Source organism: Streptomyces sp. NPDC034043 (assembly GCF_055575675.1).
The window spans coordinates 236144-249861 of sequence record NZ_JBVISF010000011.1; the positions used below are offsets into that span (position 1 = coordinate 236144).

Consider the following 13718-nt stretch of genomic DNA (forward strand, 5'->3'; position numbering starts at 1 on the left):
CGCGAACGAAGTGAGCGCCCTTGAGGGACCGGCACGACACGGAAGGACGATGGGACTGACGGGAGACCCCCATACCGGCCCTGACGCCGCCCCGCCGAAACCCCGTCCCCCGCAGCCCCCACCCCGCCACCCCCAACCGGGTGACCGCCCTCGACCCGCCAGCCGTGCTCGGCGGAGGGGGCGGGTTCGCGTGGCAGCATCGGGCGGCGGAGGTGATTACATGACAAAACGACTACTGCGGATCGTCTGTCTCGCCGCCGTCTTCGTCACCGCTGGCCCCCCGCCCGCCGTCCACGCCGAGCCCGCCCCGCGCCCCGAACCTGCCGTCGCCGAAGGCGCCCTCCCCGAAGCCCGCACCGCACCCGCCGCCGCGCCCGCTCGCGGGGTCGGGGAGCTGCTCGTCCGGTTGCAGGGCCTCTACCAGAAGGCCGAGGAGGCCAGCGAGGCCTACAACGCCGCCGAAGCGGCGCTCAAGGCCCGCCGGGCGGAGGAGGAACGCCTCGCCACCGAACTCGGCAGGGCCCGCTCCGCCCTCGACTCCGAGCGGGCCACCGCCGGGCGCCTCGCCCGGGAGCAGTACCAGGGGGCCCACGGCGGCGCCCTCTCCCCGTACTTGCGGTTGCTGCTCTCCGGGGATCCCCAGCAGGCCGTCGACCAGCGACGGCTCGCCGCCCGCGAGGGTGCCCGGCGGGCGGCGGTCGTGGCGCGGCTGGAACGGGACCGCAAGCAGGCGGGAACGCTCGCCGGGGCGGCCCGCAAGGCCCTCGACGACCAGCGGGCCCTCGCCGCGCAGCAGAAGCGGGCCCAGCAGGAGGTCACCGGCCGGCTCAAGGAGGTGGAGCGGCTGCTGGCGGCGCTCACCCCCGAGGAGCTGGCCCGGCTCGGGGCGCGCGAGGCGGCCGTGACGGCCGGGGCGCAGCGCACGCTGGTGGACTCGGGCCGGCTGCCCGCCCGTACGGGGACGCCGACCGCCGCCGGCGGGGCCGCCCTGCGGTACGCGGCGGCGCAGATCGGCAAGCCGTACGTGTGGGGCGCCGAGGGTCCGGCCTCCTTCGACTGCTCCGGGCTGACCTCGCGGGCCTGGGAGCACGCCGGGCGGTCCATCCCCCGGACCAGCCAGGAGCAGTGGGCGCGGCTGACCCGGGTGCCGCTGGACCGGCTGCGCCCGGGCGATCTGGTGGTCTACTTCCCGAAGGCCACCCATGTGGCCCTGTACATCGGGGACGGCAAGGTGATCCAGGCACCGCGCCCGGGGGCCACCGTGAAGGTGTCTCCGATCGCCGCGAACCCGCTGCTCGGGGCGGTCCGCCCGGACCCCGAGGGGACGCCGCTGAAGGAGTTCACCCCGCCGCCGCTCCCGGAGGCGGCGACGGCGGGGGACGACACGGGCTACTCGTCGGAGGAAGGGCCGGCGGCGGAAGAACCGGCGGCGGAGGCGGAGACCTCCGCCAGGTAGTCGGCCGTGTCCTCGGGGTCGTAGAAGTACGCGTCGAAGTCGGCCGGGTTGTCGAAGCCGTTGGCGAACCGGTCCGCCACCGGCTGGAGCTGCCCGGCCGCGCCGATCAGGTTCAGCACGTGCTCCGGGGGGACGCCCAGCATGGCGTTGGTCCACTGGGTCACCGGCTTGCCGGTGGTGAACCAGTACTTGTCGAAGGTCGCCTTCATCCACGCCTCGTCGAACGGCTTGTCGCCGTGCATGAGGATCGAGGAGAGGTATGAGGCCGCGCACTTGGCGGCCGAGTTCGAGCCCTGGCCGGTGATCGGGTCGTTCGCCACGACCACGTCCGCGACGCCCAGGACCAGGCCGCCGCCGGGGAGGCGGCCGATGGGGTTGCGAACGACGGGCGCGTACCGGCCGGCGAGCGTGCCGCCCGCGTCCGTCAGCTCGACCTTCGTCGCCCGCGCGTACTCCCACGGCGTGTACTTCTCCATGAGCTCCAGCGTGAGCGACAGGTGCTCGGCGGGATCGTTGACCCCCTTGAAGACGTCCAGGGGTCCGCCCGGCAGGCCCTCCCAGAACAGGATGTCGGCGCGCCCCGAGGTGGTCAGGGTCGGCATGACGAACAGTTCGCCGACGCCCGGGACCAGGTTGCAGCGCACGGCCTCCGTCTCGGGGTGCTCGCGGCGCGGCCCGAGGCCGTGGACGTACGCGACGGCCAGCGCGCGCTGCGGGGCGTCGTAGGGGGAGCGCGCGGCGTCCCGGCCGAACATCGACACGAGCTCGCCCTTGCCGGCGGCGATGAGGACGAGGTCGTACGTACGGGAGAAGAAGTCCAGGTCGGCGACGGACGCGCCGTGGATGACCAGCTGTCCGCCGCGCTGGGTGAAGGTGTCGAGCCAGCCGGCCATCTTCACCCGCTGGTCCACGGACTGCGCGTGTCCCTTGAGGCGGCCGAGCCAGTCGATGGCGCGGGAGCCGTCGGGGGCGGCGACGGAGACGCCCAGGCCCTGGATCTTCGGGGCCTGCCTCTCCCAGAAGTTCAGCTGGAGGTCCCGCTCGTGCTGGAGCGCCGTGTCGAACATGCACTGCGTGGACATGACCCGCCCGGTGCGGATCTCGTCGGCGGTGCGGTTGGACATGAGGGTGATCTCGTACCCCTTCGCCTGGAGGCCGAGGGCGAGCTGGAGACCGGACTGGCCGGCCCCGACGACGAGTATCTTGCGCATCTCACGTTCTCGATTCGGGGGAAGGGTTTCTTCGGCACGTGCCGGGCCCGCGCGCGGCGTCCGCGCACCGCGCCCGCCTATGCGGGAGTGGCGTCCAGCGCGTGGCCCACCAGGGTCAGCAGGGACTCCACGACCGTGTCCCGGCGCCGCGCGTCCATGATCACGACGGGTACGTGCGGCGGGATGGTGAGCGCCTCACGCACGTCCTCCACGTCGTAGGAGCGCGAGCCCTCGAAATGGTTGACGGCGACCGCGTACGGCAGGCCGCAGGTCTCGAAGTAGTCCAGCGCGGGGAAGCAGTCGCGCAGCCGGCGGGTGTCGGCCAGCACCAGGCCGCCGATGGCGCCGCGCACGAGGTCGTCCCACATGAACCAGAACCGCTCCTGGCCGGGGGTTCCGTACACGTAGAGCACGAGGTCGTCGTCAAGGGTGATGCGCCCGAAGTCCATCGCGACGGTGGTGGTGTTCTTGTCCGGGGTCCCGGTCAGGTCGTCGGTGGGGACACTGGCCTGGGTCATCACCGCTTCGGTGCGCAGCGGGGTGATCTCGGAGACGGAGGACACGAAGGTGGTCTTGCCGACGCCGAAGCCGCCGGCGACCAGCACCTTGACGGCGACGGGCGCGCGCGAGCGGTCGTACTGCCAGGGCTGGACGGGCTCGTCGTCCAGGAGGCCGGGCGTCCCGGGGGCGTCGGCGACGGCGGAGGCGAAGTCAGAGACGGCGGAGGCCACTGAGCACCCTTTCCAGCAGCGCGCGGTCGGGCCGGCCGGTGCCGTGGCCCGTGCCGTAGACGCGGATCCGGCCCTGGTCGGCGAGGTCGCCGACGAGGACCCGGACCACGCCGAGCGGCAGCTTCAGCAGTGCGGATATCTCGGCGATGGTGCGCATCCGGCGGCACACCTCGACTATGGCGCGCATCTCGGGCATGCGGTCGGGCGTCTTGGCCGGGCCGCCGTCGAGCGTGGCGACGAAGGTCTCCACCAGCAGCACCTGCGTGAAGCGGGTGCGGCCGCCCGTGAGGGAGTACGGGCGGACGCGGGCGGGGCGGCGGTCGGCGCCGCGTATCGGCAGCCGGTCGGAGGCCGTACTCCTCACGGGTTTTTCTCCATCGACTGGCGCAGCTCACTGCGGACTTCGGGGGTCAGGACGTGGCCGGCGCGGCCGACGAAGAGGGCCATGTGGTAGGCGACGACGCTCATGTCGCAGTCGGGAGTGGCGTGCACGCCGAGCAGGGAGCCGTCGCTGATGGACATGACGAAGACGGAGCCGTTCTCCATGGCGACCATCGTCTGCTTGACCGTGCCGAACTCCATGAGGGCGGCGGCGCCGGTGGTGAGGCTGCCGAGCCCGGACACGATGGTGGCGAGGTCGGCGGAGGCGCCGCGGGGGCCCTTGGGCCGGCCGCCGGGGGCGGGTTCCGCCGTCGGCTCGGAGGAGAGCAGCAGCAGCCCGTCCGAGGACACGACGGCCACGGAGTTGACGCCGGGCACCTCCTCGACCAGGTCGGTCAGCAGCCACTGCAGGTTGCGGGCCTGGGTGCTCAGTCCGTACGTACTGGGCGCGGTCATGTGCGTGCCTCCTGTGCGCTGTCCCCCTGGTCGGTGTGCCCCTGCCCCCGGTCCTGCGGGTCCTGGCGGTCCTGGGCGAGTTCCGCCGCGACGACCCGGCGCCCGTCCTGGGCGCCCTGGTAGAACCCGCCGAGCCGGCGGCGCAGTTCCTCGGCGTCGACCCGGCGCGGCGCGGGGCGGGCCGCGGCGGGCCGTGCGGTGCCGGGGGCCGCCACGGAGCGGGGGGTCCGCTTGGGGAGGCCCTTGGCGGTGACGGTTTCGGTGGCGGGCTCGGCCATGGGCTCGGGGTGGCTGCCCTGGCGGGGGACGAAGCCGTCCTCCGCGTCGGCGGCCCGCCGGTGGCTGGACCGTTCGGCGTCGGACGCCGACTCGGTGTGTCCTTCGTCCTGTACGGGTGCACCGGGCGCGGTGTCCGCTCCCCCGACGGCGTCCCCGTGCCCGGGGTCGGCCACCGCGAAGGCCTCGGCATCTGCTTCGGCCACGACCCGCGCGAGCAGTTCCTGCTCGGGACCCGCTCCGCCCGGCGCCTCGGCCGCGGGGGCCTCCTCGTCGAAGGCCTCGGCCAGGGTGACCACCTTGGCGGGCTCGGCGCCGGCGGCCTGTCCGGCGTCGGGGGCGGCGGCGGTGAAGACCTGGTCGGCCGGGGGGAGCCCGGCGTCCGGGTACGGCTGCGCCGCCGCGGGCCGGGCTTCGGCGAAGGCCCCGGCCCCGAAGGCCTCGGCCACCAGCGAACCGGCGTCGAAGGTGTCGGACTCGTAGGACTCGTGAGAGTCGTCAGACTCGTGCGTCTCGTGGGAGTCGTGGGTCTCGTGGGTCTCGGAGGCTCCGGCCTCGGAGGCCTCGGTCCCGGACGGCTCCTGCCCTGCCGGGTCCTGGCCGGCTCCGGCCGCTTCGCCCGCTTCCGCCTCGAAGGCCTCGGCGAGCGTGACCACCTTGGCGGGCTCCGCGTCCACGGACACCGGCCCGGCCTGGGCCGCGGGCTCGCCGTCCGGGCCGGCCTCGCCGGCCGTGCCCTGCTCGGCCGCGGCCGTGCGCAGCCGCGGCGGCAGGGTGTTCTCGTTGGCCTCGGCGATGACGCCGGGCAGCTGGAACGCGGGGGCGCCCGGCGTGCCCAGGGTGTGCACCGGGGAGGCCGGCGGGGTGTCCGGCAGCAGGGCCGCCGGGACCACGACCAGGGCCTCCAGCCCGCCGTGCCGGCCGGTGCGCAGCTCGGCGGTGACGCCGTGGCGCGCCGCGAGCCGTCCGGCGACGTACAGGCCGAGTCCGAGGCCGTGTTCGGCCTCGGGTTCCTCGTCGTAGGCGTCGGGGGTGGCCAGGCGGGTGTTCAGGGAGGCGAGGCGGTCCTCGGTGACGCCGATGCCCTCGTCCACGACGGACAGGACCACGTCGCCGGCGTCGTTCAGCCGGCCGGACACCTTCACCTTGGCGTCGGGCGGGGAGAAGGTCGTGGCGTTTTCGAGGAGTTCCGCGAGGACGTGCGAGATGTCGTCGGCGGCGTGCCCGGCGATCTGGGTGTAGGAGGGCATGGCGGCGAGGTCGACGCGCTCGTAGCGCTCGATCTCGCTGACGGCGGCCCGCATGACGTCGACCAGGGGCACGGGCAGGCTCTGGCTGTGGCCGTGTTCCTGTCCGGCGAGGACCAGCAGGTTCTCGTTGTGGCGGCGCATGACCGTCGCCAGGTGGTCCAGCTTGAAGAGGGTGGCGAGCCGGTCCGGGTCGCCTTCCTTGGACTCCAGTTCCTCGATGACGGCGAGCTGGCGCTCGACGAGGCCGAGGGTGCGCAGGGAGAGCGAGACGGAGGTGGTCGACATGATGCGGCGGTGCTCTTCCAGCCCCGCGCGCAGCTGCTTGAGTTCCTGTTCCAGGGCGTCGCGGCCGCCGGCGAGGGCCTCGTTGCGGCCGATGAGGCGGCGGCGGTCGGCGTCGAGCCCGGCGACCCTGGTGTGCAGGGCGACCGTCTGTTCGCGGACCGCGTTGAGGTGGCGCACGACCTCGGCGAACTCGTCGTTGCGGCCGGTGAAGCGGACCGGCTCCTGCGAGCCCTCGGGGGTCGCGAGCCGTTCGGCGCCGCGGCGCAGCACGGAGAGCGGGCGGGTGAGGGAGCGGGCGACGGCGGTGGAGAAGCCGACGACGAAGAGGAAGAGGACGCCGAGTCCGGCGACCATCAGCTCCAGCCGGGTCACGTCGTCGTCGCGCAGGGTGGTGAAGGCCGTGGCCCGGTCGCCGGCGAGGGTGGACTCCACCGAGCGCATCCGGTCGATGCGGGCGGTGAGGGCGGCGGAGACGGCGCCCGTGTCGGTGGCCCTGCGGTCGGCCGGGGTCAGGGTGGGCCGGTCGGTGAGCCGCTTGAGGTGGTCCTCGGCGGCCTTGACCTCGGGGCCGGTGACGGTGGCGGCGAGGGTCTGGCGTACGCCGGGCCGGGCGGCGCGCGCGAAGTCGTCGAGGGCGGCCTGTTCGCGGACCCGGGAGCGCTGGGCGGCGCCGGTGAGCTCGTCGGCGACGGCGGAGTTCGGGGCCTGCTCGGCGCGGGGGACGGACAGGGCGGCGAGCAGCAGTCCGCGGGTGGCGGAGGCCTGGTCGACGGCCTGGCCGAGGGGGGCCATGGGCCGGGTGACGGCCAGGGCGGCCTCGGCGCGGGGCGGGGTGAGTTCGGCGAGGCGGTCGCCGGGCGCGAGGAGTTCGGTGAGGAGTCCGGCGTAGGCCTGGTGCGCGGCGAGGGCGGTGCCCTTGCCGTCGACGGCTTCGGCGCGGACGGCCTTGACCTTGCCGAGGGCGCGGGCGAGTTCCGCGTCGGCCTCCGGCTTGAGTTCGGCGATCTGCCGGTCGGTGCGCGCGGTGCGTTCGTCGACGGCGCCCTTGGCGTTGCCGGGCCGGCCCTTGGCCGCGTACTCGACGACGGCGTCGCGCTCGTCGCCGAGGAGGTGGGCGAGGGTGAGGGCGTGCCGGGTCTGTTCCGCCAGGGTGACCAGGCGCTGGGAGTCGTTCAGTTCCCTCGTGGCGGAAACGACGGCGGGGGTGCCTGCCGCGAGGACGGTGAGTCCGGCGACTGCTACCCCGACCACCAGCCTGCTGCGGACGCGTACGCGCCGTCCTGCCTTGGCGGGTCCGTCGGCGCTGGCGGTGCCGTTCTTCCGAGACCGCTTCTTCTGCACCGGTGCTCGCAATCCTGTACGTGTGCTCGTGCTCGTCTACTCGTGTGGCCGAGGTTACGGCCGGTCAACAAGTAAACGCCCCCTGCCCCCTCGTACCGCCTCAGACCTTCGCAGTGTGTTGGGAGGAGAGCCGCACATCGCCCACCCGGCCACTCGAAGGAGTGAACATCACGGAGGAGGGGCCGACCAACTCGGGCACCGGGTGTCAGGGGCCCGCCGTGGACGGGTGGTTGAAAGAACGCGGCGGGCTTTGGCAGTATGCGCGCCCACATGTCGCGGGGAGCGGGCGGGCGGGGGCGTCGGACGGTCCGGCACCCCACTCCCGGCATTGGTACGGACCTGCCCCCTTCCGCCGGCCAACGCCGGGCAGAATGCCCGCATGCGCATCGACCTGGCCTCCGAACCCGGCAATCCGGAACACCCCAATCAGGACTGGGTGTCGGCGTCGGCGCCCGCTTCGGGAGGGGGCGTCGTGATCGTCCTGGACGGGGTCACCCCGCCCCGCGGGGACGACGGATGCGTGCACGGAGTGCCCTGGTTCTCCACCCGGCTCGGCGGCCGATTGACCGAACTGTCCGGATCGCGGCGGGACATGCCCCTGGAGGCGGTCCTGGCCCGGGCCATCGACGACACCGCCGACGCACACCGCGACACCTGTGACCTTTCTCACGTCCGGACCCCGCAGGCGACGGTGGTGATGGTCCGCTGGGACGAGGCGCACGTGGAGCACCTCGTGCTCTCGGACTCCGTGCTCCTCCTCCGCGGACCCGGCGGTGCGGTCACGCCGGTGCTCGACGACCGGCTGGACCGGGTGCCGGGCGAGGTGCGCGGCTCGGTGGCGGCGACCGACGCGCTGCGCAACGCCGAGGGGGGCTTCTTCACGGCGGCCGCGGACCCGGCGGTGGCGGCCCGGGCCGTCACCGGGCGCACCCCGCGCGCGGAGGTGCGGGCGGTGGCGGCGCTGACGGACGGGGCGAGCCGCTGGACGGACACGTTCGGGGAGGGCGACTGGGCGGCCTGCCTGGACGTGCTGCGCAAGGAGGGCGCGCAGGGGCTGATCGGGCGGGTCCGGGCCGTGGAGTCGGATCCGCTGCGCCCGCCGGCCCGGTACAAGCGGCACGACGACGCCTCGGCGGTGTACGCGGAGCTGTGAGCCGCCCGGCCGGGCTACTCCTCGCCGGAGTTCAGCTGGTTGAGCAGTCTCGCCAGCTCCGCGACCTCGCCCCGGTCCCAGTCCGCCAGCTTGCGCATGTACCGCTCGCGCCGGGCCCCCCGTACCCGCAGGAACCGCTCCCGGCCCTCCGCGGTGAGGCCGACGAGGAAGGCGCGGCCGTCCGCGGGGTCCGGCTCGCGGGCCACCAGCCCCAGCACCTCCAGGGCGCGCAGCTGGCGGCTCATGGTGGCCTTGCCGACGCCGAAGTAGGCGGCCAGCTCGGTGGCCCGCTGGCGGCCGGCCGCCTCCAGCCGGACCAGCAGACCGTACGCGGCCGGTTCCAGCTCGGGGTGCAGGGCGCGGGCCATCTCGCCGGAGGAGGCCCGGGCACGCCTCAGGAAGACGGACAGCTCCCGCTCCAGGGCGAGGAACTCCTGGTCTTCGCTGCCGTGCACGTGCCGCTCCCATCGATGGCGGGGCGCACCGTGGCACCCCTGTTCGGGACCAGTATTTCGCAGCGTGCGCGCCGGCGGCCCGGGGCCCCGCCGTGGGGGTCCCCCGGGCTGCCGGAGAAGGGGCCGGGGCCGGTCAGGCGGCCTTGCCGAAGGACACCACGGCCGGGGCGAGGGCCAGCTCCAGCACCTGGCGTACGTCCGTCACCGGGTGCACCTCCAGCCCCTCCAGCACCTCGCTCGGGACGTCGTCCAGATCGGCCTCGTTCCGCTTGGGGATGATCACGGTGGTCAGCCCGGCCCGGTGCGCGGCGAGCAGCTTCTGCTTGACCCCGCCGATCGGGAGCACCCGTCCGGTCAGCGACACCTCGCCGGTCATGGCCACGTCCGTGCGCACCTGGCGGCCGGACAGCAGCGAGGCCAGCGCGGTGGTCATGGTGATGCCCGCGCTCGGGCCGTCCTTGGGGACGGCGCCCGCCGGGAAGTGGATGTGCACGCCCCGGTCCTTCAGGTCGGCGACCGGCAGCTCCAGCTCCGCGCCGTGCGAGCGCAGGAAGCTGAGGGCGATCTGCGCCGACTCCTTCATGACGTCGCCCAGCTGGCCCGTGAGGGTCAGCCCGGCGGCGCCGGTCTCCGGGTCGGCGAGCGAGGCCTCGACGAACAGGACGTCGCCCCCGGCCCCGGTCACGGCGAGGCCGGTGGCCACGCCGGGCACCGCGGTACGCCGCTCCGCGGGGTCCTGGGCGGACTCCGGGACGTGGTGCGGCCGGCCGATCAGGCCGCGCAGCTCGCCCGCCCCGATGGCGAAGGGGAACTCGCGCTCGCCGAGCTCGTGCTGGGCGGCGACCTTGCGCAGGAGGCGGGCGATGGACCGCTCCAGGGTGCGCACGCCGGCCTCGCGGGTGTACTCGCCCGCCAGCTTGCGCAGCGCGTCTTCCTGGAGGTCCACTTCCTCGGCGGTGAGGCCGGCGCGCTCCAGCTGGCGGGGCAGCAGGTGGTCGCGGGCGATGACGATCTTCTCGTCCTCGGTGTACCCGTCGAGGCGGACCAGTTCCATGCGGTCGGCGAGGGCCTCGGGAATGGATTCCAGGACGTTGGCGGTCGCGAGGAAGACCACGTCGCTGAGGTCCAGCTCGACCTCCAGGTAGTGGTCCCGGAAGGTGTGGTTCTGCGCGGGGTCCAGGACCTCCAGCAGGGCGGCCGCCGGGTCGCCCCGGAAGTCGGAGCCGACCTTGTCGATCTCGTCGAGGAGCACGACCGGGTTCATGGACCCGGCCTCCTTGATGGCCCGCACGACACGGCCGGGCAGGGCGCCGACGTAGGTCCGCCGGTGGCCGCGGATCTCGGCCTCGTCCCGCACGCCGCCGAGGGCCACGCGCACGAACTTGCGGCCCATGGCGTGGGCCACGCTCTCGCCGAGCGAGGTCTTCCCGACGCCGGGCGGGCCCACGAGCGCGAGCACGGCGCCCCCGCGGCGGCCCCCGATGACACCCATCCCCCGCTCGCCGCGCCGCTTGCGCACGGCGAGGTATTCGGTGATGCGGTCCTTCACGTCGTCCAGCCCCGCGTGCTCGGCGTCGAGGACCGCCCGGGCGCCCTGGATGTCGTACTCGTCCTCGGTGCGCTCGTTCCACGGCAGTTCCAGCACCGTGTCCAGCCAGGTGCGGATCCAGGAGCCCTCCGGGCTCTGGTCGCTGGCCCGCTCCAGCTTGTCGACCTCCTTGAGCGCGGCCTCCCGCACCTTCTCGGGCAGGTCGGCGGCCTCGACGCGGGCCCGGTAGTCGTCGGACTCCTCGCCCTCCTTGTCGCCGCCCAGCTCGCGCAGTTCCTTGCGAACCGCCTCCAGCTGGCGGCGCAGCAGGAACTCCCGCTGCTGCTTGTCGACGCCGTCCTGGACGTCCTTGGCGATGGACTCGGCGACGTCCTGCTCGGCGAGGTGGTCGGTGAGCGCCTTGACGGCGAGCCGGAGCCGGGCGACCGGGTCGATGGTCTCCAGCAGCTCCACCTTCTGCGCCACGGTCAGGAACGGCGAGTACCCGCTGTTGTCGGCGAGGGCGGAAACCCCCTCGATCTGCTGCACCCGGTCCACGACCTGCCAGGCGCCGCGCTTCTTGAGCCAGCTGGTGGCGAGGGCCTTGTACTCCTTGACGAGCTCGGCGACGGCCCCGGGCAGCGGGTCGGGCACCTTCTCCTCGACGGTCTCCCCCTCGACCCAGAGCGCCGCTCCCGGCCCGGTGGTCCCGGCGCCGATCCGGACGCGGCCGCGCCCGCGGATCAGCGCCCCGGGATCCCCGTCGGAGAGCCGCCCGACCTGTTCGACGGTCCCCAGCACTCCGATCCCCGCGTACGTGCCGTCGACCCGCGGCACGAGCAGCACCCGGGGCTTCCCGGTCCCGGCCGCCGCCTGCGCCGCCTCGACGGCTGCGCGCACCTCGGCGTCGGACAGGTCCAGGGGAACGACCATCCCGGGCAGTACGACCTCGTCGTCGAGCGGCAGTACGGGCAGGGTGAGCGTTACGGACGTCGAAGCCATGATCTTCCCTCCGGCAGTGAAGTTGAGCTATGCCGACTCAATGCTTCTGCGTCGCCCATTGTTCCCCAACACCCGTTCGCCGGGGGCGAACAACACCGGAGCGCGACGCGCCGTCAGCTCGCTGCGGAAAGCCGGATGTCGCCGGAGCCGGTGCGCACCGTGATGCGGGAGGGGGCGTCGGGGGCGTCGGCGAGGGACACGTCCCGTTCGCCCGAGCCGGTGGTGGCCGACACCCGGTACGGGGCCTGCGGCGTCCGCAGGGTCACGTCGCCCGAGCCGGTGGTGAAGGACACCGAGGCCGGCGCCTCCTCGAAGCCGACGGTGGCGTCCCCGGAGCCCGACCGGAACTCGAACTCGGAGCCGGACAGGCCTTCGGCCCTGAGGTCCCCGGAGGAGGTACGGATCCTCAGCGGGCCCGTGATCCGCTCGGCCCGGACGTCGCCGGAGGAGGATTCCAGCTCGGCGGAGGCCACGCCCGTCACCCTGATGTCACCGCTGCTGCTGCCGGCCGTGAGCTTCACCGAGGCCGGCACCTCCAGCCGGTAGTCGACCCAGCAGGTGTCCCCGTCGCCCGGGCAGCCGTCGGTGAAGCGCAGCACCCCGGCCGAGACCCGCTGACCGGGCACGGGCGCGGTGTCGCCCCGGTAGTGCACGACCCGGCGGACGGCCACCCCGGGGCCGCTGCCCGGCACGACCTCGACGGAACCCCGCCGAAGGCCCGTCAGTTCCACCGCGGTGACCGCCTCGGCGACGGTGGTGTCCGCGTCGGCGGTCTTCAGCCTGGCCTCCTCCACGAACGAGCAGCCCGACAGGAGGAGGGCCGCGGCGGTGGCGGCGAGGACGGTACGGGTCAAAGTGCGCATGCGGCCGAGTCTGCCGAGCCGGGGGCCCGCCCGCGCTGGTGCAGGTATCCGGAGCCGCGGTGGGGTTAACCCCACCCCCGGTCAGGGCCCGGTCACCACCGGCCGCAGCTCCGAGGGCAGGCCCCACTCGCTCCACGAGCCGTCGTACACCGCCAGCCCTTCGTACCCGGCGAGGGTGGCGCCCAGCGCGAGCACGCAGGCCGTGACGCCCGAACCGCAGCTGAAGTACAGCCGCTCCCGCTCCCCCGCCAACGCCCCGAAGACCTCACGCAGTTCCCCGGCGGGGCGCATCAGCCCGCCGGGCCCCTGCAGCTCGCCGAACGGCAGGTTCAGCGCGCCCGGCATGTGCCCGCCGCGCAGCCCCGGCCGGGGCTCCGGCGCGGTGCCGGCGAAGCGCTCCCGGGTACGGGCGTCGAGCACGGCGACGGCCGGGTCGGCGAGGGCGGCCGAGACGGCTGCGGCGTCCACCAGCAGCCCGGCGCGGGGCCGGGCGGTGAAGGAGCCGCGCGGGCCGTCGTACGCCGCCGCCGCGGCCTCGACGGGCAGCCCGGCCGCGGCCCACGCGGGCAGGCCCCCGTCCAGCACGGCCACCCGGTCGAAGCCCATCGCGCGCAGCATCCACCAGGCCCGGGCGCTGGAGTAGATCCCGGCACCGTCGTAGACCACCACCGTGTCGGAGTCGTCCACCCCGAGCCCCCGCAGCGCCTCGGCGAACGCCGCCGGGGAGGGCATCGTGTGCGGGGCCGCCGCGGAGTGGTCGGAGAGGGCGCCGTCGAGGTCGAAGGGCCGCGCGGCGGGGATCCTCGCGGGGGCGGCGCGGTGGGCCCCGACGGAGGCGTCGAGCACCACGACCTCTGCGAGGCGCGCGGCGAGCCAGTCCGTCCCGACGAGGGGGCCGGGTATCTCGGTCACGGTCATGCGGGGCCTCCTGGGTCGGTACGGGCCGGCCCCCCTTTCTAACGCAGCGTCGCCGTGGCCGCCGCCACCGCTGCGCGGGGCCGTTCCCCTGCCCGCCCTTCCCCCGTTCCCCGGAGCTCCGCCCCGGCCCCGCGCCTCAAACGCCGGCGGGGCTGGATGTGCCTGCGCAGCCCGCCCGTCTGCGGACCGTCTCCTGGGGGCCAGCCCCCAGACCCCCACGCCTCAAACGCCGGCGAGGCTGGGTTTGCCGACAAAGCTGGAGTTGCCGGCAGCACGCCTGCGAGGCCAAAGCGGCGGGACGGCCAAACGGCTACGCGAGGGGGCGGGGACGGGGTGGGGTGTCGTCCGGGGCTAAAACGAGATGAATTCGGCGCCCGGTACCGCTCCGCAGGACATACCCGGAACAGGCGCC

11 protein-coding genes are annotated in these 13718 nt (G+C 74.3%); 2 read left to right on the forward strand and 9 right to left on the reverse strand.

What is annotated here, in order from left to right; all coding sequences use genetic code 11:
* The first annotated feature begins 220 nt into the window (after positions 1–220).
* A complete protein-coding gene (locus ACZ51S_RS25545) occupies positions 221–1456 on the forward strand; it encodes a C40 family peptidase (protein ID WP_468962060.1) in 1236 nt (411 codons plus the stop codon).
* Here ACZ51S_RS25545 and ACZ51S_RS25550 read toward each other — a convergent pair.
* The 5 genes from ACZ51S_RS25550 to ACZ51S_RS25570 form a co-directional block, all read right to left on the reverse strand.
* The gene (locus tag ACZ51S_RS25550; RefSeq protein ID WP_468962062.1) at positions 1390–2667 is read right to left on the reverse strand and encodes a styrene monooxygenase/indole monooxygenase family protein; all 1278 of its coding nucleotides are present in this window, start codon (positions 2665–2667) and stop codon (positions 1390–1392) included. The two genes, ACZ51S_RS25545 and ACZ51S_RS25550, sit on opposite strands and share 67 nt — an antisense overlap.
* 77 nt (positions 2668–2744) lie before the next feature.
* Positions 2745–3398: a GTP-binding protein gene (locus ACZ51S_RS25555; protein WP_468479945.1), complete on the reverse strand. Its 654-nt coding sequence runs from the start codon at positions 3396–3398 to the stop codon at positions 2745–2747.
* Positions 3379–3762 (reverse strand): DUF742 domain-containing protein, encoded by a 384-nt coding sequence (locus ACZ51S_RS25560; protein ID WP_468479946.1) that lies wholly within the window; start codon positions 3760–3762, stop codon positions 3379–3381. Before ACZ51S_RS25560 ends, ACZ51S_RS25555 begins: the two co-directional genes overlap by 20 nt.
* Positions 3759–4235: a roadblock/LC7 domain-containing protein gene (locus ACZ51S_RS25565; protein WP_468479947.1), complete on the reverse strand. Its 477-nt coding sequence runs from the start codon at positions 4233–4235 to the stop codon at positions 3759–3761. The genes ACZ51S_RS25560 and ACZ51S_RS25565 overlap by 4 nt, the downstream gene beginning before the upstream one ends.
* Positions 4232–7387, reverse strand: coding sequence for a sensor histidine kinase (locus tag ACZ51S_RS25570; protein WP_468479948.1), 3156 nt, complete (start codon positions 7385–7387; stop codon positions 4232–4234). Before ACZ51S_RS25570 ends, ACZ51S_RS25565 begins: the two co-directional genes overlap by 4 nt.
* Positions 7388–7766: 379 nt before the next feature.
* Here ACZ51S_RS25570 and ACZ51S_RS25575 point away from each other — a divergent pair, with 379 nt between their 5' ends.
* Positions 7767–8540 (forward strand): protein phosphatase 2C domain-containing protein, encoded by a 774-nt coding sequence (locus ACZ51S_RS25575; protein WP_468479949.1) that lies wholly within the window; start codon positions 7767–7769, stop codon positions 8538–8540.
* A gap of 14 nt (positions 8541–8554) precedes the next feature.
* Here ACZ51S_RS25575 and ACZ51S_RS25580 read toward each other — a convergent pair whose 3' ends face one another.
* The 4 genes from ACZ51S_RS25580 to ACZ51S_RS25595 form a co-directional block, all read right to left on the reverse strand.
* A complete protein-coding gene (locus ACZ51S_RS25580) occupies positions 8555–8995 on the reverse strand; it encodes a MarR family winged helix-turn-helix transcriptional regulator (protein ID WP_388939661.1) in 441 nt (146 codons plus the stop codon).
* Between the two features lie 133 nt (positions 8996–9128).
* A complete protein-coding gene (gene lon / locus ACZ51S_RS25585; RefSeq protein WP_468962064.1) occupies positions 9129–11525 on the reverse strand; it encodes an endopeptidase La in 2397 nt (798 codons plus the stop codon).
* Positions 11526–11638: 113 nt separating this feature from the next.
* Positions 11639–12388, reverse strand: a complete 750-nt coding sequence (locus ACZ51S_RS25590; RefSeq protein ID WP_468479951.1) for a DUF4097 family beta strand repeat-containing protein — start codon at positions 12386–12388, stop codon at positions 11639–11641.
* Between the two features lie 81 nt (positions 12389–12469).
* Complete coding sequence (locus ACZ51S_RS25595; RefSeq protein ID WP_468800840.1) at positions 12470–13306, reverse strand: sulfurtransferase; 837 nt, start codon at positions 13304–13306, stop codon at positions 12470–12472.
* Positions 13307–13718: the final 412 nt, after the last annotated feature.

Bases quoted from the DNA above. Each gene is read 5' to 3' on its own strand.
- ACZ51S_RS25595 (WP_468800840.1), bottom strand. From the start codon at position 13,306: ATGACCGTGACCGAGATACCCGGCCCCCTCGTCGGGACGGACTGGCTC.
- ACZ51S_RS25590 (WP_468479951.1), bottom strand. From the start codon at position 12,388: ATGCGCACTTTGACCCGTACCGTCCTCGCCGCCACCGCCGCGGCCCTC.
- ACZ51S_RS25575 (WP_468479949.1), top strand. From the start codon at position 7,767: ATGCGCATCGACCTGGCCTCCGAACCCGGCAATCCGGAACACCCCAAT.
- ACZ51S_RS25545 (WP_468962060.1), top strand. From the start codon at position 221: ATGACAAAACGACTACTGCGGATCGTCTGTCTCGCCGCCGTCTTCGTC.
- ACZ51S_RS25565 (WP_468479947.1), bottom strand. From the start codon at position 4,235: ATGACCGCGCCCAGTACGTACGGACTGAGCACCCAGGCCCGCAACCTG.
- lon (WP_468962064.1), bottom strand. From the start codon at position 11,525: ATGGCTTCGACGTCCGTAACGCTCACCCTGCCCGTACTGCCGCTCGAC.
- ACZ51S_RS25550 (WP_468962062.1), bottom strand. From the start codon at position 2,667: ATGCGCAAGATACTCGTCGTCGGGGCCGGCCAGTCCGGTCTCCAGCTC.